This is a genomic window from Martinezella paranaensis, from assembly GCF_014200235.1.
GTDB classification, from domain to species: Bacteria; Pseudomonadota; Alphaproteobacteria; order Rhizobiales; family Rhizobiaceae; genus Rhizobium; species Rhizobium paranaense.
On sequence record NZ_JACHBI010000005.1, the window covers coordinates 238,920 to 262,802 of the forward strand.

Here is a 23,883-nt window from a genome sequence, read left to right on the forward strand (position 1 = left end):
ATGGTAGACGACAGCCGCGATATGTTGAGCAGGCCTTCTCCCGATGCGCTTCTCGAAAAGGCGCGGGCCGAGACACGCGGACGGTTGAAGATTTTTCTAGGTGCCGCGCCAGGCGTCGGCAAGACCTATGAAATGTTGATGTCCGGCAGGGCGAAGATCGCAGACGGCGTCGATGTCGTGGTCGGCGTCGTGGAGACCCACGGTCGCCGCGAGACGCAAGCCTTGCTTGACGGGTTCGAGATCATTCCGCGCGTCAATGTCGATTACAAGGGGCGCGCGCTCGATGAGATGGACCTCGATGCCATCCTGAAGCGCCAACCTCGCCTTGTGCTGGTCGACGAACTCGCCCACACCAATGCGCACGGCAGCCGCCATCCAAAGCGCTATCTGGACGTCAAGGAGCTGCTGGATCGGGGCATCGACGTCTATACGACGCTGAATATCCAGCACGTCGAAAGCCTGAACGACGTGGTCTCGCAGATCACCCGCGTGCGTGTACGCGAAACCGTTCCGGATTCGATCATAGACATGGCCGACGATGTGGAAATCATCGATCTCACGCCCGACGATCTCATCAAGCGCCTGCATGACGGCAAGGTCTATGTGTCGAAAACGGCAGAGCGGGCGTTGACCAATTATTTCACCCCCGGCAATCTGACGGCACTGCGCGAACTGGCGTTGAGGCGTACGGCGCAGCGGGTCGACGACCAGCTTTTGACCCACATGCAGGCGCATGCGATCGCCGGCCCTTGGGCGGCCGGTGAGCGCGTGCTGGTCTCCATCGATCATCATCCGCGCTCCACATCGCTGGTGCGTTACGCCGCCCGCATGGCCTCGCGGCTGCGCGCGCCCTGGGCTGCCGTTTATGTTGAGACCAGCCGGTCGATCAGTCTGACGGAAGCGCAGCGCGACAGCATTGCCGCGACGCTCCGGCTTGCCGAACAACTCGGCGGCGAGGCGATCACCATTCCCGGCCGCGAAGTTGCCGAGGAACTGCTTCGCCATTCGGCCAGCAACAATGTCACCCACATCGTCATCGGCTCGCCGAAGATCGGCTCCTGGCGGGATTGGTCCAGGCGTTCGGTTTCCTACGAACTGATCCGCAAGGCCGGCGACATCAGCGTTCACGTCATTTCCGGCAGCGACGCGGAAGGTTCGGCGGCAAGCCGCGGCGTTAGGGCAGCGCCCTCGCCTGCCCCGTTCCAGTGGCGCGGCTATGTCCTGGCGACGCTCTACGTCGCCGTCGCCCTTGGCTTCTGCGTCATTCTCGACCAGGTGCTTGACGTTCGCAATCTGGCGCTGGTGTTCCTGATGGCGGTGCTGGCTTCCGCCGTGACGCAAGGCTTGCGGCCGGCGCTTTATTCCTGCCTTCTCGGTGCGCTCTGTTTCAACTTCTTTTTCCTGACGCCGCGCTACACGCTGACAATCAGCGATCCGGAAAGCGTGCTTGCCTTCTTCTTCTTCCTCGGCGTCGCCATCGTCGCCAGCAATCTGACCGCAACCGTGCAACGGCAGGCCGCCGCCGCACGCCAGCGGGCGCGCACGACCGAAGATCTCTATCTTTTCTCGAAGAAGCTCGCCGGCACCGGCACGCTGGATGACGTGCTCTGGGCGACGGCCTTCCAGCTCGCATCAATGCTGAAGGTGCGCGTGGTCCTGCTGCTGCCGGAGGATGGCACGATTGCGGTGAAGGCAGGCTATCCGCCGGACGATACGCTCGACGATGCCGATATTGCCGCTGCACGCTGGGCCTGGGAACATAACCATGCCGCCGGCCGTGGCGCCGATACACTGCCGGGCGCCAAGCGCCTTTACGTGCCCTTGCGCACCGGCCGCACAGCCGTTGGTGTCATCGGCCTCGACAGCGACCGCCGCGACGGTCCGCTCTTGACGCCGGAACAGCAGCGACTTCTCGACGCGCTGGCCGATCAGGCAGCGCTTGCCATCGAGCGCGTGCAACTGGTCGCCGACGTCGACCGTGCCAAGTTAGCCGTCGAAGCCGACCGGCTGCGCTCCGCCTTGCTGACCTCGATCTCGCACGATCTCAAGACGCCGCTCGCCGCGATCCTCGGGGCCGCGGGCACCCTGCGCGACTACCTGGAATCCCTGCCGCATGAGGACCGCGTCGATCTTCTGTCGACCGTGGTCGATGAATCCGAGCGGCTGAACCGCTTCATCGCCAATCTGCTCGATATGACCAAGATCGAATCCGGCGCGATGGAGCCGAATTTCGCGTTGCATTATGCTGGGGATATTACCGGCAGCGCGCTTCGACGCGGGGCGAAGATACTCGCTCATCATCGTGTCGATGTGCAAATTCCAGCCGATCTGCCGATGGTGCGGGTCGACCCCGTGCTCTTCGAGCAGGTGCTGTTCAATCTGCTCGACAATGCTGCCAAATATGCGCCCGAGGAGTCCGCGATCCGCCTGGAGGCGTGGGCCGATGTCGACAACCTCATCTTCCGCGTCATGGGTGAAGGCTCGGGCATTCCGCCCGCCGATCTCGAACGGGTCTTCGATATTTTCTATCGCGTCCGCAAGGGCGATCAGGTGCGGGCCGGCACCGGCCTCGGCCTTTCTATCTGCCGCGGCTTCATCGAGGCCATGGGTGGCACGATCACGGCAGGCAACCGGACGGACCGCCAAGGCGCGGTCTTCACCATTCGCCTGCCGAAACCAACGGATGTTCCCAAGCTGGATGAACTGAAATGAACACGACCGCCGTCAAGATACTCGTTGTCGATGACGAGCCGCCGATCCGCAAATTGCTGCGCGTCGGCCTGAGCGCCCAAGGCTATGCCGTCAACGAAGCCCAGAACGCTGCGGCGGCCCGGCTCTCCGTGGAGGAAGATCAGCCCGATCTGATCGTGCTCGACCTCGGCCTGCCCGACAAGCCAGGCCATGACCTGCTACAGGAATGGCGCGAGGACGGATTGCAGGTGCCGGTCGTCATTCTTTCGAGCCGCACCGACGAAGCGGGCATCGTCAAGGCGCTGGAAACCGGCGCCGACGACTATGTCACCAAGCCTTTCGGGATCAACGAGCTGGGGGCACGCATCCGCGTCGCGCTTCGCCACCGTCTGCAGCAGCAGGGTGAAAAAGCGATCTTCCAAACCGGCGGCCTGTCGATCGATCTCGTCAAGCGCATCGTCAAGGTCGACGGCAAGGACGTGAAACTTTCGCCGAAGGAATACGATATTCTGCGGGTGCTGGCGCAGCATGCCGGCAAGGTGCTGACGCATCAATTCTTATTGAAGCAGGTCTGGGGTCCGGCGGCAGATGTGCAATATCTGCGCGTCTATGTCCGTCAGCTCCGGCAGAAGGTCGAACAGATTCCGGATCAGCCGCAATACATCACCACGGAAACCGGCGTCGGCTATCGTTTGCGGGAGCCGGAATGAAGCCGTGACCCATGGTTTGCGCGATCGCCGGCCTATCGAGAACCCGGCGATGCGAAGCCATGCCGAAATCATCGATATCCGACCAAAAGAGCGACCATGGACCTTTCCCCCATCATCCTGCCTGAGCATGTCTTTGTCGGCCTTTCCGCTCCGACCAAGTGGCGGGCCTTGCAGATATTGTCTTCGAAAGCGGCTTATTGCCTCGGTCTGGATGAAGGCGCGGTTCTGCGGGCGCTGGAGGCGCGGGAAAAACTCGGAACGACCGGAATCGGCAATGGCATCGCGGTTCCGCATGCGGCAATCGTAGGGATGACAAGACCGCGCGGGCTGATGGTTCGTTTCGGCCATCCCGTCGATTTCGAAGCGATCGACGACGTTCCGACGGACATTGCCTTCGTCCTGCTCTTCGCGGAAAATGGTCGTAGCGAATATCTGAACGTGCTCTCCGCTATCGCCCGGCGGCTCAGAACGGAAGGCGTGTTGACCGCCATGCGCCAGGCAAAAAGTGCCGACGAACTCTATTCCGTTTTCATGTCTGAATCGATCTGCTGACACGCTACCGGAGTGTGGCGACCAAAGTACGAGAATGCGATTTCACTTTCCTTGATTCTATGGGATGACGTTCTATGTAATCGCCTCGAGCAGGAACAATCTTCGTTACTTTATACGACCAAGTTGATAGAGTTTAGGAACAACGAAGGAGGTCACCATGCAGACGATCAAGCTTTCGCGGCTTCTCGCCGCCGCAGTTCTCATCGGCAGTTTTTCGCTCGCTGCGGTAGCGCCGACATGGGCCGCGGATACGACGCTTCTCAACGTTTCTTACGATCCGACGCGCGAATTATACAAGGATTTCAACGAAGCCTTTGCCGCAAAGTGGAAGAAGGACACGGGTGAAAGCGTCAAGATCAAGGCTTCGCATGGGGGCTCCGGCGCCCAAGCCCGCTCGGTCATCGACGGCCTGGGCGCCGATGTGGTGACGCTGGCACTGGAAGGCGATATCGACGCCATCGCCAAGGCGACAAAGAAGATTCCCGCCGACTGGAAGACCAAATTCCCGAACAACAGCGTTCCCTACACCTCGACCATTGTCTTCCTGGTGCGCAAGGGCAACCCCAAGGGCATCAAGGACTGGTCGGACCTGATCAAGAGCGATGTCCAGGTGATCACACCGAACCCGAAGACTTCAGGCGGCGCTCGCTGGAACTTCCTGGCAGCCTGGGCCTGGGCCAAGCAGGCAAATGGCGGTGACGACGCCAAGGCGCAGGAATACGTCACGCAGTTGCTGAAGCACGTACCGGTCCTTGATACCGGTGCTCGCGGCGCCACCACGACATTTGTTCAGCGTGGTCTCGGCGACGTTCTGCTTGCCTGGGAAAACGAAGCTTATCTTTCGCTCGAGGAACTCGGCCCCGATAAATTCGAGATCGTGACTCCGACGGTTTCAATCCGCGCCGATCCCCCGGTCGCGGTCGTCGATGGCAATGTCGACGCGAAGGGCACGCGCAAGGTTGCCGAAGCCTATCTGAACTACCTCTATTCCGACGAAGGTCAGAAGATCGCCGCCAAGCACTATTACCGGCCGATCAAGCCGGAAGCGGCCGACCCCAAGGATATTGCGCGCTTCCCAAGTTTGAAGCTGGCAACGATTGACGATTTCGGCGGATGGTCCCAAGCTCAGCCGAAGTTCTTCGATGATGGTGGCGTCTTCGACCAGATATACAAGCCGGGACAGTAATTCTGAATGCATATAATAACCCGCAAACGGTGGCGGTTTAGGCAGCCGAGTGTCATTCCGGGCTTCGGATTGGCGCTCGGCGTTACCTTGACTTGGCTCATCCTGATCGTTCTCATCCCGCTCTCGGGCTTGGTGTGGAAGAGCAGCTCTCTTGGCTGGTCGAAGTTTTGGGCTCTCGCGCTCGATGTCCGCACGCTTTACGCACTCCGCATGAGCTTTGGCGGCGCATTCATCGCCGCCATCGTGAATGCGGTGTTCGGCTTGATCCTCGCCTGGGTGCTGGTGCGCTACCGCTTTCCCGGCAAGCGCATCATCGACGCCATGGTCGACCTGCCCTTCGCCCTGCCGACGGCCGTCGCCGGCATCGCGCTGACGACGCTCTATGCGCCGAACGGCTGGATCGGGCAGTTCCTGGAGCCGCTCGGAATCAAGATCGCTTTCACGCCCGCCGGTATCATCATCGCGCTGATCTTCGTCGGTCTGCCCTTCGTCGTACGTACGGCGCAGCCAGTGATGGAAGAGATCGACCGTGAGGTGGAAGAAGCCGCGGCGACGCTTGGCGCAAATCGTTTCCAAACGATCACCCGCGTCCTGTTGCCCGGCCTAGCGCCGGCGGCCTTAACCGGCTTTGCTCTGGCTTTCGCACGCGCGGCCGGCGAATATGGCTCGGTGATCTTCATCGCCGGCAATAAGCCCTATGTCTCCGAAATCGCACCATTGCTCATCGTCATTCGGCTTGAGGAATATAATTATGCTGCCGCGACAGCGATCGCGACCATGATGCTGATCATCTCCTTCATCATGTTGCTGGTCATCAATCTCATTCAAGCCTGGAGCAGAAGGAGATACGGCTATGGCGCATGATGCCGCTTCCTCCTCCGACACGGTTCATTCCGTGATCACCGAGAGCAGGTTTGCGCGACTGATTTTCGTCGCCATCTCGCTCGTCTTCCTGGCATTGATGGTGCTGATGCCGTTGGCCGCCGTCTTCGTTGAAGCATTCCGCAAAGGTGTTGAAGAGTTTTTCAGCGCGTTGGTGGATGAGGAGACCTTCGCGGCGATCCGACTGACGTTGATCGTCGCCGGTATCAGCGTGCCGCTGAACCTCGTCTGCGGTGTCGCGGCTGCCTGGGCGATCGCCAAATTCGAGTTCAAGGGGAAGGCGTTCCTGACGACGTTGATCGATTTGCCATTCTCCGTGTCGCCGGTCATATCGGGCCTAGTCTTCGTGCTGTTGTTCAGCTCGAATAGCGTGCTCGGCCCTTGGCTGCAAAGCCACGGTGTCCAGATCCTCTTCGCGGTTCCGGGCCTTGTGCTGGCGACGATGTTCGTCACCTTCCCATTCGTTGCCCGTGAATTGGTTCCGCTGATGCAGGAACAGGGAAATGCGGACGAGGAAGCGGCGTTGTCGCTCGGCGCCAATGGCTGGCAGACCTTCTGGCACGTCACGTTACCGAACATCAAATGGGGCCTGCTTTACGGCGTTCTCCTCTGTAATGCCCGCGCCATGGGTGAGTTCGGCGCCGTGTCTGTCGTCTCCGGCCATATTCGCGGCGAGACCAACACCATGCCGTTGCAGGTCGAGATTCTCTACAACGAATATAATTTCTCGGGCGCATTCGCAGTTGCCACGCTTCTCGCTTTGCTCGCCTTGGTAACACTTGCACTGAAGACCCTGCTGGAAATGCGCTATAGCGAAGAGATCGCCGCCAGCCGGCGTCACTGAAGGAATTGTTGATGGAAGTTCGCGTTCAAAACCTGCGCAAGGAATTCGGCCGCTTTCCCGCGCTGCATAATGTCTCTCTGGATATCCGCTCCAGTGAACTTATTGCACTCCTCGGCCCCTCCGGCTCAGGCAAGACGACGCTGTTGCGCTTGATCGCCGGATTGGAGTCGCCGACTGACGGTCGGATTTTCTTCGGTGATGAAGATGCGTCGAAGAAGACGGTACAGCAGCGCAATATCGGCTTCGTATTTCAGCACTATGCGCTGTTCCGCCATATGACGGTGCTGGATAATATCGGCTTCGGACTGAAAGTACGGACGGCGTCGCGTCGCCCCCCCCGCGCCGAAATCCATCGCCGCGCCCTCGAGCTGCTGGAACTGGTACAGCTTAACGGCCTCGAAAAGCGCTATCCGGCACAGTTATCCGGCGGTCAGCGGCAGCGCGTGGCGCTTGCGCGCGCCATGGCGGTCGAGCCGAACGTGTTGCTCTTGGACGAACCTTTCGGAGCACTCGACGCGCAGGTCCGCAAAGATCTGCGCAAGTGGCTGCGCGAAATCCATGATCGCACCGGCCACACCACCGTTTTCGTCACCCACGATCAGGAAGAGGCGCTGGAGTTGGCCGACCGCGTCGTCGTGCTCAACAAGGGCGCGATCGAGCAGGTCGGGACACCGGATGAGATCTACGATACGCCGAACTCGCCCTTCGTCTACGGCTTCATCGGCCAGTCCAACCGCGTGCAGGTACGCATTTCCAATGGCGAAATTTGGTTCGATGACCGACCTCTCGGACTCAGCGCATCGCGCGAGCCTGATGGCATGGCGCACCTCCATTTCCGGCCCCACGATATCGAGCTTCGTGACGGCGATGGTGGCTGCATCGCCGGATTGTTGACTGCCAGCCGCCGCGTTGCCGGCACCCGTCATCTCGAATTGAACATCGGCGCCCAGCACGAGACCATCGAAATCGAGCTGCCGCCGGACAAAGCCGGCGCGCTTGATCGCAACCGCATCGCTTTCAGGCCGACGCGTTGGAGATTGTTTCGGAACGGCGACTGAGGCTTTGCGAAGGGATCGCCGTCCGCGCCATTGCTGACCTCTTCAGTCCTTAATCTTCCGGATGGCCGGCTGCTGCAAAGCCGCCTCCCTGATAGATGACGGCCGGATCATTCGGGTCGTCCGGCGCGGCGTTTGCCAGAACTTCGGCGCGCCAGGGCGAGGAACTATCCTGCGGCTTCCAGCCAAGGAAGGCGGCGTTGCGGTTGTCCCACCATTGTTCGTCGTTATCGGAGGCGCCATAAACGATCGTGTGTCCGAGCCGAGGAGTCTCGAAGGCCCGGCCGCAGAGCATCATCAGATCGCGGGCGCTGAACCATGTCGCCAGCATGCGCGGATTGCGCGGCTCAGGGAAGCAGGAGCCGATGCGCACCGACAAGGTTTCCTGCCCGAACTTATCGAAATAGAGGCTCGCCAAGGCTTCGCCATAGACCTTCGAAACACCATAGAGCGAATCCGGGCGGGTCGGTACGGTGTTGTCGATGCGCTCGTCACGGCGATAATAGCCGATCGTATGATTGGAACTGGCAAAGATGATGCGCGGCTTGCCGGCGGCGCGAGCGGCTTCATAGAGATTGTAGAGGCCGACGATATTGCCCTGCAGGATCAAGTCGAAGGGCTTTTCCACGGAGATGCCGCCAAGATGGATAATGCCGTCGACGCCTTTGACCAAGGCCTCGACGCCGCCGCGGTCAGCGAGATCGCAGGCAATGAAGCGCTCGTTCGGACGCAAATCGTCGATCGGCGCAATATCCGAGAGCACGACAACCTCGGCGATCTGCGAAAGAAGCGGCCTCAATGCCTGGCCGACGCCGCCGGCAGCACCGGTCATCAACAGAGTTTTCAGCATAGTTTTCTCCCATATCGGTATCATCGACGCGGAACTTATAATATGGGCTTTCGTTCGTCATCATATATCTGTAGTCTCGATACTGGAAACTTGGGGACGTTGGAATGCCGCGGAATGCAGCGATCAAGGCATGGGAGCGTAGCGAACGGCCAGCGGGCCGGCGCAATCTCGTTGATATTGTCGGTCAGCAATTGCGCCAGGAGATCCTTGGCGGGGTCTTGAAACCTGGCGAAAAATTGCCAAGCGAAAGCGGCCTCACGGACCGATACAAAGTCAGCCGAACCGTTATCCGCGAAGCGATTGCCTCGATGCGTGCCGACGGTATGGTCGAGGTGCACCACGGCGTCGGCGTCTTCGTCCGTCACGCAATGCCCTTCCCGATCGCAGGCGTGCGCGACACCGATTCAGGCCGGATTTCCTCCATCATCGAAATGCTGGAATTGCGCGCCGCCGTGGAGACAGAAGCCGCCGGCCTTGCCGCCGCCCGGCGTTCGCCGGCACAGGACGAGGCGATCATGGAGCGTTTCGAGGATATCGATCGCGCCATGGAGCGCGGCATCGCGACATCGGAAGCCGATTTCGAATTTCATCTCGCCATTGCCGACGCCACCAACAATCCGCGCTTTCGCGAGTTTCTGGAATTGACCGGCAAGAGGGCGATCCCCCGCTCCTTCCTGCAGGATCAACCGGACGAAATCGCATCCGCCGATTATCTGGCCCGGATCCAGGCAGAGCATCGGCGCATCGCGGAAGCCATATCGGATCGCGACGAACACGGCGCGCGCGAGGCCATGCGATTGCATTTGAAGGGCAGTCAGCAGCGGTATCGCAGCCTTATCCGAAAAGGATCTTGAATACAGATATATGATAAGAGATTGACTGTTATCATATGTCCTCTATGTTCCCATCAATTCATACGGATTTTGGAGGATCCTCGTGTCCATGGACCCGTTAGCTCTCAAGGCGGCACTTGGCGCCGGGCTCTTGTCTTTTCCCGTGACGCCGTTCGACAAGGACGGCAGCTTCAACCGGGCTGCCTATAGCGATCATGTCGGCTGGCTTTCGGGCTTCAAGGCAAGCGTGCTTTTCGCCGCCGGCGGTACCGGCGAGTTCTTCTCGCTGGCGCCGGATGAAATCCCGACCATTGTCAGCGCCGCAAAGGCCGCCGCAGGCGATACGCCTATCGTCGCGGGTTGCGGTTACGGCACGCGCATCGCCGTCCAGATCGCCCAGTCGGCGGAGAAAGCCGGTGCCGACGGTATCCTGCTCCTGCCGCATTACCTGATCGATGCGCCGCAGGACGGCCTGTTCCAGCATATTGAGGCGGTCTGCGATGCCGTTTCGATCGGCGTCATGGTCTATAACCGCGACAATTCCATCCTGACCGCCGAAACCCTTGCGCGGCTCTGCGATGCCTGCCCGAACCTCGTCGGTTTCAAGGACGGCTCCGGCGATATCGGCCTAGTGCGCAAGATTACCGCGACAATGGGCGAGCGACTGACCTATCTCGGCGGCATGCCGACGGCCGAGCTTTTCGCCGACGCCTATCTCGGTGCAGGCGTCACAACCTATTCCTCGGCGGTCTTCAACTTCGTGCCGGCCCTGGCGCAGAATTTCTACAAGGCGCTGCGCGCCGGCGACACGGCGACGACCAACAAGCTGCTGGTCGATTTCTTCTATCCTTTCATGAACATCCGCAACCGTCAGAAGGGCTATGCAGTATCGGCCATCAAGGCCGGCGTCCGGTTGCTCGGTTTCGACGCCGGCTCGGTCCGTCCGCCGCTGACCGACCTGACCGAACAGGAGGTCGCCATGCTCGATGATCTGATCAGGCCGTACCGCCCATGAAAATCTCCGCTGTCCACACCCATCTGCTCGACCATAAGCTGGATCACGCCTTCGAAAGCGCCTCCATGCGCTTCGACCGTCGCCAACATTGCCTCGTCGAAATCGTCTGCGACGACGGCACCATCGGCTGGGGCGAATGCCTCGGCCCAGCCGGGCCTAACGCCGCCGTCGTGAAAGCCTACACCCCTCGCCTTCTCGGCCGCGATCCGCGTGATACGGAGGTGATCTGGCTCGAACTCTACAATCTGCTGCGCGATCAGGGCCAGCGTGGCCTGACGGTGACAGCGCTCAGCGGCATCGACATTGCGCTCTGGGATATCAAGGGCAAGCATCACGGCACCTCGGTATCGCGCCTGCTCGGCGGCCGCTTCCGCGAGGATGTGAAGGCCTACGCCACCGGCTCCTTCCGCAAGGACGGCGTCGACCCGGTTTCCGATATCGCCGCCGAAACCGCCGCCTATGTCGCGCATGGGTTCCATGCGGTGAAGATCAAGATCGGCTTCGATGTCGAAGAGGATATCGCCGTCATCCGCGCCGTGCGCGAAGCGATCGGCCCGAATATCCGGCTGATGATCGATGCCAATCACGGCTATGATGCGCTGGAAGCCTGCACGGTCGGCAATGCCGTTGCGAAATACGGTGTCGATTGGTTCGAGGAGCCGGTCATTCCGGAACAACTCAGCGCCTACCGCGCGGTACGCGCCGGCCAGCCAATCCCGGTCGCCGGTGGAGAGACCTGGCATGGCCGCTTCGGCATGCGCGAACCGCTGGAAACCCGGGCCGTCGATATCATCCAGCCCGATATTTGCGGCACCGGCGGCTTCAGCGAAATGCGCAGGATCGCCGATATGGCCGCCATCAACGGCGTTCGACTCGTCCCGCATGTCTGGGGAACTGGCGTTGCTATCGCTGCCGGCCTGCAGTTCATCGCCGCCCTACCCCCGGACCCGCCGCGCCGCAATGGCCGGCCGCCGATCCTGGAGTTCGACCGCACGCACAATCCCTTCCGCCAAGCTGTGCTGACAAAACCGCTGGATCATGTGAACGGCGTTGTCACCATTCCCGATGGTCCGGGTCTCGGTATCGAGATCAACCGCGATGCGCTGGAGCAATATCGGCGGAAGGATTGAACGGCTGAAAGCTCGGCATTGTTGTGGCCTCAAATCGACTGTTTTGGGCCACTCCAGGCCGAACTCGCATCAGCGCTGACGTTCGGCTACGAAATGCGTGATCATCCAGTCTTGGCGGTAACCGCCAGCTCCGAACCATAGGCGTCCTGCAATTCGCCGTCCTGCTCCTTTGCCCGGTCGACGGCCTTGTGGATCAGGGTTGACGTATAACCTTCCGCAGCAGAGCCTTCGATCAAAGTGACATCCGCATTTCCTGGATTGTCCGAGCGTTCGAACCAATCGACGGAATGGTGCAGGAAATTCATTTCGAACGCCCGGTTGGTAACGCCGTGGCCAACGATGATCACGTTGTTTCTGCCATGCCTGGCCTCGTGCATGACGGTCAGGAGGAACAGGCGAACCCGCTGCGCCACATCCGCCCTGCTCTCGCCATCGGGAGGCCTCGCGTAGAATTTCCCATTGTTATTGCGCAGCCTAGCCCATTTTTCGAATTCCTCGGGAAACTTCCGCTTCTGTTCGGCATGGTCGTAGATTTCGGTGAAGAGGCCGAAATCCTGTTCCCGCAACAGATAGTCCTCGCGAACGTCGGCGATCAACTCGCTCGGCAAAACTTCGAGCAAGGCGTCCTTGCTCTGCTGCGTCCTGAGATAGGGCGAGTACCAAATGCTCAGTTTCGGTAATTCAGCGCTTGGCCGGCCTTCGAAATGGGATGCGATCACGCGCCCGGCTTCCAGCACCTGCCGATAGCCCCACTTCGTCAACGGAACATTGTGATCACCGAACTGCCGGTAAGCCTGCTCGCTGATGTTGCCAAGGGATTCGCCGTGCCGAACGAGAAAGATATGCATCAACAGTCCGCATTGTCCGATCTGAAATCGAAGCCATCATGAAGGGGAAGCGCAGAGCCTGCAACGCTATAGCACAACCGCAGCCAAATAACGTGCCATGTCCCAGTCAAGCGGACTCGGCTCGTGCCTCCGTTTCGGCCCTCAGCGTTTCCGGATTGATAACTGCCTTGATCGGCAGGTGATCCGAGGCAACACGCGCCAATGGCGAGTCATGAACCTCCACCGTTGAGATCAGCCCGCGGCGATTGGCCATGATGCGGTCCAGCGCCAGAAGCGGCAGGGTGGAGGGAAAGCTCGGCACCGCCGGGGGCAGCGGGCCAAAGGCAGCCTGGAAGGTGTTGAGCGACGAGCGGTCGCCGAGCCGCCATTCGTTGAGGTCGCCGAGAAGGATGGTCGGCGTGTCGTTCTCGGTGCTCATCAGGTCGACGATCAAACGCGCCTGCTGGGCACGCGAGCTATGCAGCAGCCCGAGATGGGCGGCGATGATCCTGAGCGCGCCGCCGCGGGCCAGTTCGATTTCGGCGAGCAGCGCGCCGCGGGGCTCGAGCCCCGGCAGGTTAATCTGGTGCACATCGCGTACCGTACCCTGCTTGAACAGCACGACATTGCCATGCCAGCCATGCGCTTTAGTCGTGCCCGCAACGGGTACGGGAATAAGGCCGGTTTCACGCTCGAGCCGCCGCAGGTCGAGTAGGCCGGTACGCTCACCGAACCGCGTGTCGGCCTCCTGCAGGCCGATGACGTCGGCATCGATTTCATGGATGACCCGGCTGATCCGCTCCGGATCGAAGCGGCGATCGGCGCCGACGCATTTGTGGACATTGTAGGAGGCGATCAAGGTGCCTTCCGGACGGGCTCGTTCACCTGCATGCGCCGTCCGCAACTTCTTTCTGTTCTTCAAGGTCTCGAAAATGCTTGTACGGAGACTTTCGTTTTTTTTCCGCATCTGTCCGTCGACCATTTCCGTTGTCAAAGCCTGCCGAGCTGCATCTTCAGGAGTATACGGAGTGATTGCCGGGCTTGTCATGTGAAAAGGCTTGTCTGTAGAAAGACGGCCAGCGCCGTTTTGTTCAGAGATAGGGTGAACCGAGCCACAGAACCTTTTCAATCAAGCGGACGATGAAGGGGCGTGCGCGGAGCTTGCCGAGTTCGACCGGGATGGCCGTTTCAAGGATCGCGGCGATGCGCGCATCGACCGCGCCCGCGAAACCGCGATCCATCACCTCGAGGTCGACTTCGAAATTCAGCCGCAGAGAGCGCGGATCGAGATTGGACGAGCCGACATAGGCCCAGGTGCCATCGATCGTCAGCAACTTCGAATGATTGAAAGGGCCGTCGGCGCGCCAGATGCGGCAATAATCTTTCAGCATCTGATCGAACTGCGCGGTCATTGCCCGGTCGACAAGCACGAGATTGTTGGCGGCCGGCACGATGACATCGACTTCGACGCCGCGTCTCGCCGCCGTCACTAGCGCGCTGATCAACTCGCGATCTGGCAGGAAATAAGGCGACATGATGCGGATCGAGGTGCGAGCGACCGAGAATGCGCCGATCAGCATCTTATGGTTCGTCTCAACGCTGCGGTCGGGTCCGGAAGCGACGACGCGCATGAAGACCGGCGCGCCGGGCTCGTTCGCGGGCGTTGCAATCCGCCAATGATCACCGCTCAGCACTTCGCCGGTGGCAAAACGCCAGTCTTCGGCGGCGGTGTTGAAGAGATCGGCGACGGCGGGACCGGTGACGCAGAAGTGGGTGTCGCGGGCGCAATGATCGCTTGCGAATTCCCGGGTGAAACCCTGACGGATATTCATCCCGCCGGTAAAGGCGATACGACCATCGATCGCGAGGATTTTGCGGTGGGTGCGCAGATTAGCATAGGGCAGCCTAAGCCCCATGATCACATTGCCGTTGAAGACGTCCATCTGCACGCCGCCTTCCTTCAGATAGCCCATGATGCTCGGCACCGAATAGCGGGCGCCTACGGCGTCGATCAGCACGCGCACGCTGACGTCGCGTTTGACGGCCTCGATCAGCGAGCCGGCGATACGCAGCCCGATCGGATCGCGGTCGAAAATATAAGTTTCCAACAGGATGCTGCGTTCGGCGCCATCGATGGCAGCTTTCATCGCAGCATAGGCGACATCGCCGCTCTCCAACATCTCGATGGTGTTACCAGTGCTCATCGGATAGCGCGCCACGCGGTCGCCAAGAGTCTTCATGGAACCGAAGCGCTCGCCAAAAAGCCTCCGCACGATATCGCCCTGCGCGTCGAAACTGGCGAGTACGCCCGAGGCGTTCTTCTGGAATAGGACATTGCGCTGCGAACTAAGCGATGCACGGCGGATGCGGTTGATGCCGGCCACCGCATAGAGCAGAGCCCCGACGATGGGCGAGAGGATGATGACGCCGACCCAGCCGATCGCCGCGCGAACCTCCTCCTTCGTCATCGCCGCATGGATGGCGGCTGCCGCCCCCATGGCGATGGACAGGACAGCGAGGATTTGGCCCCAATGGGCAATCAGCAAGTCAAACATGGGGCGAGTATAACTTTGCCCGTGAAAGCTGCAATCGATCGCAGGCTCTATTTCCGGTCCCCTCGATAGAAGACCTTGTGAAAAGGCTGTGTATTAGAAGTTTTAAATTGAATGACGCGCCGGCTGTCGCCATATTGACGGTTCGGTCGCTTCGCCGTCGTCTACCACGGTACACCTGCTTTTTGTGCGAAGCACCTGCCGCAGCCTGAGCGTTGGGACAGGGAGAGTTTCTCCATGGCCCCTCAGAGCCTGCTCGGGAAGGCATGAAGCCCGCGGTTCCAAAACGGGCATTTTCATCAACCATGTTCAATGATGCAAAACGGAGAACGGCAATGTTGGAATCCCGAGACGAATGGATCAAGAAGCGCGCCTACGCCATATGGGAGGAAGAAGGATATCCTTCCGGCCGTGATACGGTTCATTGGGAGCAGGCGAGCAGCGAGCGTATCGCGCTTGAGAAAAAGGCAAGCAAGAAAGAGAAGGTCGACGCTAAGCCCAAGACGGACGCTAAGCCTAAGGCAGATGCCAAACCCAAGATAAAGGGTAAGGCGGCGACCACTGTCATGGCTGCGGCAGTCAACGGCGGTTCGACTAAGGTCTCGCCGAAACGGCCGTCGAAAAAGACCGGTGACGCGAAGATTTGACGTATACTTTACGGCTGATCATACGGCCGATGACACTAACGGCCCGGCCTATAGCACCGGGCCGTTGTCTTTTGGCGGCACGTTACAAAATTTCCCAAGGATTTCGGTAAATTATGCGTATCGCGTGAATAGATGTCACATACCGATGGTACTCGATGAAGAGGGAGCTCGCCATGGGTAATAACGATATGAATCGCGTTGAAGTCTTCGTTCTGGCTGTCGCCGGGGCGAGCTGCCGCGTCATGGCTATACTGATGTAATTCCATGCTATCGCTCCTCGTTCTCGCCATCCTTTATTTCTTTGCGGCGCTGGTTCTGATCCTCATCATCGACCGTTCCGTCGGCATCATGTTCCCCGCATCGGTTGATGATGCGGGCACTGCCGCGGCGCCATCGCTTCCCGATGTTTCGAACTGATCGCGTATTCCGCTGAAACCGGAACTTTTTCCGCGGCGCTGGGTTGGCTTTCTCATAGGCAATAAGGAGAAAGACCATGCCACGAGGAGACAAATCCGCGTACACCGACAAACAGAAGCGCAAGGCTGAACATATCGAGGAAAGCTATGAAAGCCGCGGCGTTCCCGATGAAGAAGCCGAACGTCGTGCCTGGGCCACCGTGAATAAGGAAAGCGGCGGCGGTAAAAAATCCGGCTCCGGCCGAGGCCACAGCGAAAGCCATGCATCCTCTGAAAAAGGCGGACGCATTGGCGGCAAGGCATCGGCGAGCCGCCCTGCGAGCGAACGTTCCGCATCGGCAAAGAAGGCCGCGGCAACGCGCAAGCGCAACGAGCACCGCGCTCATCACTGACGTCGTATTCTTGAGGAAGGGAGCCCTGCTATGGCCCGGTCCCAAAAGAAGAAATGGTCACATGACGTGACCGAGAACAGCGACGCCTTGGATTTGAAAGACGGCATCTTCAAATCGCGCGATCCCAAGGCCATTGCAGACTCTCTCAAGCATTCCGCAGAAGCGAGTGATCGTCGCAAATCTAGCCCCTTCCGTTCCGCCATGTCGATGCTAAATTTCTACATCAATCGCGCCGGCAGCCATCTCAGCAAGCGGCAGAAACAGACGCTTGAAGCCGCCAAGGATGAGCTGCGCAAGGATTTTGGCCGCGAATCGAAATAGACCTGCAATGGGACGGAAGGATTCTTGAATGCCCTATGAGCTTTATTATTGGGACGGCATCCAGGGCCGTGGCGAGTTTGTGCGCTTGGTGCTCGAAGAGGCCGGCGCCGACTATATCGACGTCTGCCGCGGTCCGGCGAGCGAAGGCCAAGGCATTCACGCGATGATGGCGGTGATGAAGAGCAAGTCCGAGGCGCATATCCCGCTGGCTCCGCCCTTCCTGAAGGACGGCGACCTCTTCATCTCCCATGTCGCCAACATTCTGATGTATCTCGGGCCTAAGCTCGGTCTGACGCCGGAGGATCAGGGCGCGCGCCATGTCGTGAACGGCCTACAGCTCACGATCACCGATCTTGTTGCCGAAGTGCACGATACGCACCACCCCATCGCCACCTCGAAATATTATGAGGAGCAGAAAGAGGAAGCCAAGGCTCGTGCGGCCGAATTCATCGATAACCGCATGCCGAAATTCCTGGGTTATTTCGAACGCGTCCTGCGGCAAAACCCGAAAGGACCGGCCCATATATTCGGCGATCGGCTCACCTATGTCGATCTGTCATTGTTTCAGGTGTTCGAGGGGCTTCGCTACGCCTTTCCCCGTGCGACGGCGCATTTGACCACCCAATATCCGCATCTGGCCGCCCTGCATGATGCTGTCGCGGAACGACCGAACATCGCCCGCTATCTCAAATCCGAACGCCGCATTCCCTTCAACGAAGATGGTATCTTCCGGAACTATCCCGAGTTGGATAAGAATGCGGCATGAGCGAAGCAACATTGCTGGCCCTGTTCCTGCCGGTCTGCTGGGGCATTTGGGCACTGATTTGGTTGATCGCATCGTTCCGCGTCAAGAAGACGACGCGGAGCGAGGACCCGTTGTCGCGGATGTCGAATACGGCACCAATCTGGATCGGCGCATTTTTGCTGGCGGTGCGGCCGTCCTGGCTCGGCCCCCTGTCGTTCCGGCTCGTCCCGCAAAATCTGGCCTATTATGGCATTGGCGCGGTGCTGACCATCATCGGCCTCACCTTCGCCGTCTGGGCGCGTTATCACATCGGCCGTAATTGGAGTGGCGTGATCACCGTCAAGGAAGATCATGCGCTGATCCGCACCGGCCCCTACGCCATCGTTCGTCATCCAATCTATTCCGGACTGCTGCTTGCCATCATCGGCTCGGCACTCGCCCGCGGCAATATCGCCGCGATGCTGGCGATCGCGTTCATGCTGTATGCCGTTTTGCGCCGTGTCAGTATCGAGGAGCGCTGGATGGGCGAGACATTCGGCCAAGCCTATGCCGACTACAAAACCAAAACGCCGGCGCTGGTACCGTTCGTTGCATATGGCTAGCTCTTCAGCGGTTCAGCCGCCTCGAAGAAATCGGCCCACGGGTCGGCGGAGCGTTCGTCGAGCCGCGAGGCCGCATTTTTCACCTTAAATGAAGACGGGCCGGTGCGATCCGTCAAGTCGTCCCATGCGAGCGGCATCGACACCGCCGCTCCCGGCCTTGCGCGCGTCGAATAGGGTGCGACTGCCGTGTTGCCACGGCCATTGCGCAGGTAGTCGATGAAGATGTGGCCGGTCCGTTTCGCCTTCGCTGCAACGGAGAGGTATTTTTCCGGATTGTCGGCACTCATGCCCTCCGCGATTGCCTCCGCCGCGACTTTGACATCCGGCCATGTCGCCTTCGGCTTGAGAGGGGCGACGACATGCAACCCCTTGCCGCCGGAGGTCTTGACGAAGGAGGCGAGGCCCAAAGCCTGGAGCCGTTCCTTTATTTCCTTCGCCGCCGCGATGACCGCGCTCCAGGCGACATCTTCGCCGGGATCGAGATCCATGATGATCATGTCCGGCTTCTCCCAATGTGCCGTCGTCGTGCCCCAGGGGTGGATTTCGAGCGAGGCGGATTGGACAAGTGCAACAAGGCCGTCGAAATCCTTGATCCGCAGCAGCTTTTCACCGCCCTCGTTTTCTGGATCGACTATCTCTTCAATAAGCGGATTGATGCCTTTCCAAGCATGTTTCTGGAAGAAACGCGGACCCTTTATACCATCCGGGCAACGCAGCAATGCCAAGGGCCGATCGACCACGAAGGGCGCCATACGCGACCAGGCAAGCGCATAGTAATCGACAAGATCCTGTTTGCTGACGCCGTCATCCGGCCAATAGATCCGCTCCGGATGTGTCAGTTGCACGGAGGTCTTCGCAAGGTTCTGAGTGGGCGTCTTTGCCATGCCGCGTACGCTCCATCATGGATGTGCACATCGCCCTAAAATGACTGTGCCGGGTAAAGGTTACCATTGCCCGGCACAAAAAGTCGATCGCTGGCCCTCGCCTCACGGCATGAGCTGGCCGCCGTTGACCTCGATGACCTGCCCGGTGATGTAGCCGGAGAGGGTCGGAGAAGCCAGGAAGAGGTAGGCGCCGACGCAATCTTCCGATGTGCCGACAAAGCCCATCGGGATGGTCTTGCGCTGCAGTTCCATCTGCTCGTCGTTGGTATAGCGCTCATGGAAAGGCGTGGCGATGACGCCTGGCGCCACGGCATTGACGCGGATCTTGTCGGCGACGAATTCCTTGGCATGACCATGGGTGATGGTCGAGACGAAGCCCTTGGATGCCGCGTAGAGGATCGCGCCGTTGCCGCCGCCATTGCGGGCGGCGATCGAGGTGGTGTTGATGATGAAGCCGCCCTGCTTTTTGAGATAGGGATGCGCGGCGCGCGTGGCGGCGAGGACCGAGCGGGCGTTGAGGTTCATCACGCGCTCATAATGTTCGTCAGTCATCGCCGAGGTCGGCAGGCGACCGAGCATGCCGCCGGCATTGTTCACCAGACCGTCGAGGCCACCGAACGCTTCCGCTGTCTCATTGACGACGCGTTCGGTCTCGCCATCCTGCGAAACATCACCTTGGACCAGATGCACATGGCCACCGCCGGCGGTGATCTCCGCCGCCAACTTTTCGGCCGGCTCACGGCTGGCGTTGAAATGGATGCCGACTTTCATCCCTTGCTGCGCAAAAGCCCTGGCAAGGGCCGCACCGATGCCCGTGGACGCGCCGGTTATTAGTACCCGTTTGCCAGCGAGATCGGGAATGCGGATGGACGCAAGTAGTTGCGCGAGTTCTGCCATGACGACTCCTCCAGAATGTCAAAAAAAGGTCAGGGAGAAAAATAGTTGGTATTGGTAATATCATTCGAAACCGCGGCCAGGCAATGCAGTCGGCGCAAACAAAAAGCGGGCGGCCGGGAAAACTCCCCGCCGCCCGCCGTCAAATTCCCGTGATGCCTCAGACCCGTTCGAGCGCGATCGCGATGCCTTGGCCGACACCGATGCACATGGTCGAGAGCGAGTAACGTCCGCCGGTCTCCTTCAGTTCCAGCGCCGCCGTGCCGGTGATGCGAGCGCCGGACATGCCGAGCGGATGGCCGAGCGAGATGGCGCCGCCATTGCGATTGACCCGGACGTCGTCATCGGCAATGCCGAGTTCGCGCAGTACGGCAAGACCCTGCGAGGCGAAGGCTTCGTTGAGTTCGATGACATCGAACTGCTCTTGTTTCAGGCCGAGGTGGGCCATGAGCTTGCGGGATGCCGGGACCGGGCCGATGCCCATGATGCGCGGCGGCACGCCGGCGGCGGCCCCGCCGAGGATGCGGGCGATCGGCGCCAGACTGTATTTCTTCGCTGCCGCTTCCGAGGCGATGATCAGCGCTGCGGCGCCATCATTGACGCCGGAGGCATTACCGGCGGTCACGGTACCGCCCTCCTTTTTGAAGGGCGTGCCGAGCTTTGCCAGCGCTTCCATCGTCGTTGCGCGCGGATGTTCGTCCTTGCCGACGACGATCGCATCGCCCTTACGCTGAGGAATGGTGACAGCGGTGATCTCCTTGGCGAGACGGCCATTTTCCTGCGCTGCCGCAGCCTTGGCTTGCGAGCGGACCGCGAAAGCGTCCTGGTCTTCGCGGCTGACCGTGTAGTCTTCGGCGACATTCTCCCCGGTTTCCGGCATGGAATCAACGCCGTATTGCTTTTTCATGAGGGGATTGATGAAGCGCCAGCCGATGGTGGTGTCATAGATTTCGGCATTACGGGAAAAGGCGCTGTCGGCCTTGGGAATGACGAAGGGCGCGCGCGACATGCTTTCGACGCCGCCGGCGATCATCAGCTCTGCCTCGCCGGCGCGAATGGCACGGGCCGCCGTGATGACGGCGTCCATGCCCGAGCCGCACAGGCGATTGATCGTCGTACCCGGGACGGAAACCGGCAACCCCGCAAGCAGCGTCACCATTCGGGCGACGTTTCTGTTATCCTCGCCCGCCTGGTTGGCGCAGCCGTAGATTACATCGTCGACGGCTTTCCAATCGATGGAACCATTGCGCGCGATCAACGCCTTCAGCGGCACGGCGCCGAGATCGTCGGCACGAACAGAAGAAAGCGAACCACCGAAACGGCCGATCGGCGTGCGGATATAGTCACAGATAAAGGCTTCGGTCATGGGTCTTCTCCCTGCTGCACGTCGGGCAAAAACATGCGGCGATTTGCGATAACGACATGCGAAATTATTATAAGCTTAAAGCATATCGAGCGAATCCGAAAGATCGCAACGTGCTTTTAGAGCGTCGGCACGACGAGGTCGGCAACGGGGCGGTCGGTATGGAGCGGAGCGCCGGTCATCGCCTGCAACTCGTTCATCGTCATGGCAGCGAGCTTTTCGCGAACGACGAAACCTTCCTTGGCAATGTCGATAACCGCATGGCTCGTATAGACCCGGGTGATGCAGCCGACGCCGGTTAGTGGGAAGGTGCAGGCCTCCACCAGTTTCGGCTTGCCGTCCTTGGTGACATGTTCGGTGATGACGAAAACTTGCTTGGCGCCGTGCACCAGATCCATGGCCCCGCCAACGGCAGGCACGCCCTTGGAGCCGACGCGCCAGTTGGCGAGGTCGCCATTCTGCGCCACTTGGTAGGCGCCGAGGATTGCGACATCCAGATGGCCGCCGCGCACCATGGCGAAACTATCGGCGTGATGGAAGAAGGAGGCGCCGGGCTTTAGCGTCACGGCCTTCTTGCCGGCATTGATCAGATCCCAATCTTCCTCGCCCTCCGCGGGCGGCTCGCCGAAGTTCAGGATGCCATTTTCGGTGTGGAAGATCGCCTGACGGCCTGGAGGCTGGTAGCGGGCGACCATTTCCGGAAAGCCGATGCCAAGATTCACATAGGCGCCATCCTGGATATCCTGAGCCGCGCGCCAGGCGATCTGGGCGTTGGAGAGTTTGATGTCTTCGCGTGTGTCGATGGTCATACGTATACCATTCCGGCTCGAATGAGGTCTTCTTCTTGTTGCGGATCGGCGACTTCCACGACGCCGTTGATGAAGATGCCGGGGGTAATGATGTGCTCCGGATCGAGCTCGCCGGCGGCGACGATTTTCGAGACCTGCGCGATCGTTTTGGTCGCGGCCATGCACATCAGCGGATTAAAGTTGCGACCGGCCTTGTTGTAGATGAGATTGCCCTGCACATCGCCGACATGCGCTTTGACGATAGCGAAATCGGCCTTGAGCCAGCGTTCCTGAACATAGTGTCGGCCGTCGAATTCCGCGATGACCTTGCCGCTCGCAAGTTCGGTACCGTAGGCGGTTGGAGTGTAGAAAGCCGGAATGCCCGCACCGCCGGCACGGATGCGTTCGGCGAGAGTCCCCTGAGGCACCAGTTCCAGCTCGATTTCGCCGGCCAGATAGCGGTCCGTGAAAGCGCGTGGATCGGATGAGCGCGGGAAGGAGCAGATCATCTTCCTGACCATGCCGGCATCGATCATCGCCGCGATGCCGATACGCCCGTTGCCGGCATTGTTGTTGATGACGATCAGGTTCTTCGGGCCTTTATCGATCAGCGCATGAATGAGTTCGATCGGCGCGCCGGAGCCACCGAAACCGCCGATCATTACGGTCGCGCCATCGCCAATATCCGAGACGGCAGCCGTCGTGCTCGCAATTGTCTTGTCCATAGGGATTCTCCCGTTTGCCCTTGCGGGCGGATTGGGGCGCCCCGCCCTCTTCTTTTGAATAGATCAGCATGGGTTGGGCGGCAATCATTTTGTGCGGTATTTGACTTTTGTTCATATATCGCACAAAATGTTTCCGCGTGAGGGATGACTATGCGTGAAACCGATTTTGTAAGCAGCTTTGCCAAAGGATTGAACACAATCGAAGCTTTCGGCGAGACCCGTCAAAGACTGTCGATTGCCGAAGCGTCAAAGCTAACGGGGCTGGACCGTGCCACGGTACGCCGCTCGCTACTGACGCTCGCCGAACTCGGCTATGCCGAATATGACGGAAAGTTCTTCACGCTGACGCCGAAGATCCTGCGGCTTGGCCATGCCTACCTGTCGGCGACGCCGCTTCCGACGATCATCCAGCCCTATCTCGACCAGCTCTCGGAGCGCGCCGGTCACAATGCATCGGCTTCGGTGTTAGACGGCACCGAAATCGTCTATATCGCCCGCGCGTCACAACGCCGGGTGATGTCGATCAATCTCACTCCGGGCAGCCGCCTGCCCGCCTATTGCGCCTCCATGGGGCGGGTCCTGCTGAGCGGCTTGTCAGAAAGCGAGGCGCGCGCCGTGCTCGCCCGCTCCGAGATCAAGGCCAATACAGCGAACACCAAGACGGATACCGAAATGTTGATGGCTGAGTTTCGCCAGATACGGGCGCAGGGTTATGCCGTCATCGACCAGGAGCTGGAAATCGGCCTCTGCTCCATCGCCGTTGCAGTGGAGAACGATCGAGGGCAGGTGGTTGCGGCCATCAATATCGGCGCACCGGCGGCCTATGTTGCCGCTGCCGATATGGCGGAACGTTATCTGCCGCTGTTGCGGGAAACGCAGAAGATGTTGCGGCTAGTCCTGCGTTAGCCTTCACGTCCCTCGGGACCATCCTCGTGGTTCGAGACAGGCCCTGCGGGCCTCCTCACCATGAGGATGGAGT

At 60.0% G+C, this 23,883-nt stretch carries 26 protein-coding genes; 17 read left to right on the forward strand and 9 right to left on the reverse strand.

Annotated elements, in window-relative coordinates:
* The 7 genes from GGD50_RS14830 (at window position 1) to GGD50_RS14860 (ending at window position 7,923) form a co-directional block, all read left to right on the forward strand.
* Window positions 1-2,712, forward strand: coding sequence for a sensor histidine kinase (locus GGD50_RS14830; RefSeq protein WP_183938106.1), 2,712 nt, complete (start codon window positions 1-3; stop codon window positions 2,710-2,712).
* Complete coding sequence (locus GGD50_RS14835) at window positions 2,709-3,401, forward strand: response regulator transcription factor (RefSeq protein WP_183938107.1); 693 nt, start codon at window positions 2,709-2,711, stop codon at window positions 3,399-3,401. Before GGD50_RS14830 ends, GGD50_RS14835 begins: the two co-directional genes overlap by 4 nt.
* Window positions 3,402-3,497: 96 nt before the next feature.
* Window positions 3,498-3,953 carry a PTS sugar transporter subunit IIA gene (locus tag GGD50_RS14840; protein ID WP_183938108.1) on the forward strand — a complete coding sequence of 152 codons (456 nt, stop codon included), beginning with the start codon at window positions 3,498-3,500 and terminating at the stop codon, window positions 3,951-3,953.
* Between the two features lie 157 nt (window positions 3,954-4,110).
* Entirely contained in the window at window positions 4,111-5,139 is a 1,029-nt protein-coding gene (locus GGD50_RS14845) for a sulfate ABC transporter substrate-binding protein (protein ID WP_183938109.1), read from the forward strand.
* 6 nt (window positions 5,140-5,145) lie between these two features.
* The gene (gene cysT, locus GGD50_RS14850) at window positions 5,146-6,003 is read left to right on the forward strand and encodes a sulfate ABC transporter permease subunit CysT (RefSeq protein ID WP_183938110.1); all 858 of its coding nucleotides are present in this window, start codon (window positions 5,146-5,148) and stop codon (window positions 6,001-6,003) included.
* Window positions 5,993-6,865 (forward strand): sulfate ABC transporter permease subunit CysW, encoded by an 873-nt coding sequence (gene cysW, locus GGD50_RS14855; protein WP_183938111.1) that lies wholly within the window; start codon window positions 5,993-5,995, stop codon window positions 6,863-6,865. The genes cysT and cysW overlap by 11 nt, the downstream gene beginning before the upstream one ends.
* Before the next feature lie 11 nt (window positions 6,866-6,876).
* Window positions 6,877-7,923 carry a sulfate/molybdate ABC transporter ATP-binding protein gene (locus GGD50_RS14860; protein ID WP_183938112.1) on the forward strand — a complete coding sequence of 349 codons (1,047 nt, stop codon included), beginning with the start codon at window positions 6,877-6,879 and terminating at the stop codon, window positions 7,921-7,923.
* A 49-nt stretch (window positions 7,924-7,972) separates the two neighbouring features.
* Here the strand turns inward: GGD50_RS14860 and GGD50_RS14865 are convergent, their stop codons facing one another.
* Entirely contained in the window at window positions 7,973-8,770 is a 798-nt protein-coding gene (locus GGD50_RS14865; protein WP_183938113.1) for an NAD-dependent epimerase/dehydratase family protein, read from the reverse strand.
* Window positions 8,771-8,874: 104 nt separating this feature from the next.
* On the opposite strand from GGD50_RS14865, the gene GGD50_RS14870 reads away from it, so the two are divergent.
* From GGD50_RS14870 to GGD50_RS14880, 3 genes are all read left to right on the forward strand, one after another.
* Window positions 8,875-9,624: a FadR/GntR family transcriptional regulator gene (locus GGD50_RS14870; protein ID WP_183938114.1), complete on the forward strand. Its 750-nt coding sequence runs from the start codon at window positions 8,875-8,877 to the stop codon at window positions 9,622-9,624.
* Window positions 9,625-9,712: 88 nt separating this feature from the next.
* A complete protein-coding gene (kdgD, locus tag GGD50_RS14875) occupies window positions 9,713-10,618 on the forward strand; it encodes a 5-dehydro-4-deoxyglucarate dehydratase (protein ID WP_183938115.1) in 906 nt (301 codons plus the stop codon).
* A complete protein-coding gene (locus tag GGD50_RS14880; RefSeq protein ID WP_183938116.1) occupies window positions 10,615-11,748 on the forward strand; it encodes a mandelate racemase/muconate lactonizing enzyme family protein in 1,134 nt (377 codons plus the stop codon). Before kdgD ends, GGD50_RS14880 begins: the two co-directional genes overlap by 4 nt.
* A 101-nt stretch (window positions 11,749-11,849) precedes the next feature.
* Here GGD50_RS14880 and GGD50_RS14885 read toward each other — a convergent pair whose 3' ends face one another.
* The 3 genes from GGD50_RS14885 to GGD50_RS14895 all read right to left on the reverse strand — a co-directional run bounded on the left by GGD50_RS14885 (window position 11,850) and on the right by GGD50_RS14895 (window position 15,130).
* Window positions 11,850-12,596: a histidine phosphatase family protein gene (locus GGD50_RS14885; protein WP_183938117.1), complete on the reverse strand. Its 747-nt coding sequence runs from the start codon at window positions 12,594-12,596 to the stop codon at window positions 11,850-11,852.
* A gap of 106 nt (window positions 12,597-12,702) precedes the next feature.
* Window positions 12,703-13,542, reverse strand: a complete 840-nt coding sequence (locus GGD50_RS14890; protein ID WP_183938118.1) for an endonuclease/exonuclease/phosphatase family protein — start codon at window positions 13,540-13,542, stop codon at window positions 12,703-12,705.
* A gap of 124 nt (window positions 13,543-13,666) precedes the next feature.
* Window positions 13,667-15,130: a phospholipase D-like domain-containing protein gene (locus GGD50_RS14895; RefSeq protein WP_183938119.1), complete on the reverse strand. Its 1,464-nt coding sequence runs from the start codon at window positions 15,128-15,130 to the stop codon at window positions 13,667-13,669.
* Window positions 15,131-15,462: 332 nt separating this feature from the next.
* Between GGD50_RS14895 and GGD50_RS14900 the strand changes: the two genes are divergently transcribed.
* The 6 genes from GGD50_RS14900 to GGD50_RS14925 all read left to right on the forward strand — a co-directional run bounded on the left by GGD50_RS14900 (window position 15,463) and on the right by GGD50_RS14925 (window position 18,250).
* Window positions 15,463-15,774 (forward strand): DUF2934 domain-containing protein, encoded by a 312-nt coding sequence (locus GGD50_RS14900; RefSeq protein ID WP_183938120.1) that lies wholly within the window; start codon window positions 15,463-15,465, stop codon window positions 15,772-15,774.
* A gap of 264 nt (window positions 15,775-16,038) precedes the next feature.
* On the forward strand, window positions 16,039-16,191 hold the full coding sequence (locus GGD50_RS14905) for a hypothetical protein (RefSeq protein ID WP_183938121.1): 153 nt from the start codon (window positions 16,039-16,041) through the stop codon (window positions 16,189-16,191).
* A gap of 76 nt (window positions 16,192-16,267) precedes the next feature.
* Entirely contained in the window at window positions 16,268-16,582 is a 315-nt protein-coding gene (locus GGD50_RS14910; protein WP_183938122.1) for a plasmid stabilization protein, read from the forward strand.
* A gap of 30 nt (window positions 16,583-16,612) precedes the next feature.
* On the forward strand, window positions 16,613-16,903 hold the full coding sequence (locus GGD50_RS14915; RefSeq protein ID WP_183938123.1) for a DUF3175 domain-containing protein: 291 nt from the start codon (window positions 16,613-16,615) through the stop codon (window positions 16,901-16,903).
* Between the two features lie 28 nt (window positions 16,904-16,931).
* Window positions 16,932-17,669 (forward strand): glutathione S-transferase, encoded by a 738-nt coding sequence (locus GGD50_RS14920; protein WP_183938124.1) that lies wholly within the window; start codon window positions 16,932-16,934, stop codon window positions 17,667-17,669.
* Entirely contained in the window at window positions 17,666-18,250 is a 585-nt protein-coding gene (locus GGD50_RS14925; RefSeq protein ID WP_183938125.1) for a methyltransferase family protein, read from the forward strand. The genes GGD50_RS14920 and GGD50_RS14925 overlap by 4 nt, the downstream gene beginning before the upstream one ends.
* Here GGD50_RS14925 and ligD read toward each other — a convergent pair.
* The 5 genes from ligD to GGD50_RS14950 all read right to left on the reverse strand — a co-directional run bounded on the left by ligD (window position 18,247) and on the right by GGD50_RS14950 (window position 22,904).
* Window positions 18,247-19,134 (reverse strand): non-homologous end-joining DNA ligase, encoded by an 888-nt coding sequence (gene ligD / locus GGD50_RS14930; protein ID WP_183938126.1) that lies wholly within the window; start codon window positions 19,132-19,134, stop codon window positions 18,247-18,249. The genes GGD50_RS14925 and ligD overlap by 4 nt on opposite strands.
* 102 nt (window positions 19,135-19,236) lie before the next feature.
* Complete coding sequence (locus GGD50_RS14935) at window positions 19,237-20,031, reverse strand: SDR family NAD(P)-dependent oxidoreductase (RefSeq protein WP_183938127.1); 795 nt, start codon at window positions 20,029-20,031, stop codon at window positions 19,237-19,239.
* Between the two features lie 157 nt (window positions 20,032-20,188).
* Entirely contained in the window at window positions 20,189-21,394 is a 1,206-nt protein-coding gene (gene pcaF, locus GGD50_RS14940; RefSeq protein WP_183938128.1) for a 3-oxoadipyl-CoA thiolase, read from the reverse strand.
* A 116-nt stretch (window positions 21,395-21,510) separates the two neighbouring features.
* Window positions 21,511-22,200: a CoA transferase subunit B gene (locus tag GGD50_RS14945; protein WP_183938129.1), complete on the reverse strand. Its 690-nt coding sequence runs from the start codon at window positions 22,198-22,200 to the stop codon at window positions 21,511-21,513.
* Window positions 22,197-22,904 (reverse strand): 3-oxoacid CoA-transferase subunit A, encoded by a 708-nt coding sequence (locus GGD50_RS14950; protein WP_183938130.1) that lies wholly within the window; start codon window positions 22,902-22,904, stop codon window positions 22,197-22,199. The genes GGD50_RS14945 and GGD50_RS14950 overlap by 4 nt, the downstream gene beginning before the upstream one ends.
* Before the next feature lie 150 nt (window positions 22,905-23,054).
* On the opposite strand from GGD50_RS14950, the gene GGD50_RS14955 reads away from it, so the two are divergent.
* Entirely contained in the window at window positions 23,055-23,810 is a 756-nt protein-coding gene (locus GGD50_RS14955) for an IclR family transcriptional regulator domain-containing protein (protein ID WP_183938131.1), read from the forward strand.
* Window positions 23,811-23,883 lie beyond the last annotated feature (73 nt).

Coding starts and splice junctions, on each gene's coding strand:
- GGD50_RS14830 (WP_183938106.1), top strand. CDS start 1: ATGGTAGACGACAGCCGCGATATGTTGAGCAGGCCTTCTCCCGATGCG.
- GGD50_RS14835 (WP_183938107.1), top strand. CDS start 2,709: ATGAACACGACCGCCGTCAAGATACTCGTTGTCGATGACGAGCCGCCG.
- GGD50_RS14840 (WP_183938108.1), top strand. CDS start 3,498: ATGGACCTTTCCCCCATCATCCTGCCTGAGCATGTCTTTGTCGGCCTT.
- GGD50_RS14845 (WP_183938109.1), top strand. CDS start 4,111: ATGCAGACGATCAAGCTTTCGCGGCTTCTCGCCGCCGCAGTTCTCATC.
- cysT (WP_183938110.1), top strand. CDS start 5,146: ATGCATATAATAACCCGCAAACGGTGGCGGTTTAGGCAGCCGAGTGTC.
- cysW (WP_183938111.1), top strand. CDS start 5,993: ATGGCGCATGATGCCGCTTCCTCCTCCGACACGGTTCATTCCGTGATC.
- GGD50_RS14860 (WP_183938112.1), top strand. CDS start 6,877: ATGGAAGTTCGCGTTCAAAACCTGCGCAAGGAATTCGGCCGCTTTCCC.
- GGD50_RS14865 (WP_183938113.1), bottom strand. CDS start 8,770: ATGCTGAAAACTCTGTTGATGACCGGTGCTGCCGGCGGCGTCGGCCAG.
- GGD50_RS14870 (WP_183938114.1), top strand. CDS start 8,875: ATGCCGCGGAATGCAGCGATCAAGGCATGGGAGCGTAGCGAACGGCCA.
- kdgD (WP_183938115.1), top strand. CDS start 9,713: ATGGACCCGTTAGCTCTCAAGGCGGCACTTGGCGCCGGGCTCTTGTCT.
- GGD50_RS14880 (WP_183938116.1), top strand. CDS start 10,615: ATGAAAATCTCCGCTGTCCACACCCATCTGCTCGACCATAAGCTGGAT.
- GGD50_RS14885 (WP_183938117.1), bottom strand. CDS start 12,596: ATGCATATCTTTCTCGTTCGGCACGGCGAATCCCTTGGCAACATCAGC.
- GGD50_RS14890 (WP_183938118.1), bottom strand. CDS start 13,542: ATGCGGAAAAAAAACGAAAGTCTCCGTACAAGCATTTTCGAGACCTTG.
- GGD50_RS14895 (WP_183938119.1), bottom strand. CDS start 15,130: ATGTTTGACTTGCTGATTGCCCATTGGGGCCAAATCCTCGCTGTCCTG.
- GGD50_RS14900 (WP_183938120.1), top strand. CDS start 15,463: ATGTTGGAATCCCGAGACGAATGGATCAAGAAGCGCGCCTACGCCATA.
- GGD50_RS14905 (WP_183938121.1), top strand. CDS start 16,039: ATGCTATCGCTCCTCGTTCTCGCCATCCTTTATTTCTTTGCGGCGCTG.
- GGD50_RS14910 (WP_183938122.1), top strand. CDS start 16,268: ATGCCACGAGGAGACAAATCCGCGTACACCGACAAACAGAAGCGCAAG.
- GGD50_RS14915 (WP_183938123.1), top strand. CDS start 16,613: ATGGCCCGGTCCCAAAAGAAGAAATGGTCACATGACGTGACCGAGAAC.
- GGD50_RS14920 (WP_183938124.1), top strand. CDS start 16,932: ATGCCCTATGAGCTTTATTATTGGGACGGCATCCAGGGCCGTGGCGAG.
- GGD50_RS14925 (WP_183938125.1), top strand. CDS start 17,666: ATGAGCGAAGCAACATTGCTGGCCCTGTTCCTGCCGGTCTGCTGGGGC.
- ligD (WP_183938126.1), bottom strand. CDS start 19,134: ATGGCAAAGACGCCCACTCAGAACCTTGCGAAGACCTCCGTGCAACTG.
- GGD50_RS14935 (WP_183938127.1), bottom strand. CDS start 20,031: ATGGCAGAACTCGCGCAACTACTTGCGTCCATCCGCATTCCCGATCTC.
- pcaF (WP_183938128.1), bottom strand. CDS start 21,394: ATGACCGAAGCCTTTATCTGTGACTATATCCGCACGCCGATCGGCCGT.
- GGD50_RS14945 (WP_183938129.1), bottom strand. CDS start 22,200: ATGACCATCGACACACGCGAAGACATCAAACTCTCCAACGCCCAGATC.
- GGD50_RS14950 (WP_183938130.1), bottom strand. CDS start 22,904: ATGGACAAGACAATTGCGAGCACGACGGCTGCCGTCTCGGATATTGGC.
- GGD50_RS14955 (WP_183938131.1), top strand. CDS start 23,055: ATGCGTGAAACCGATTTTGTAAGCAGCTTTGCCAAAGGATTGAACACA.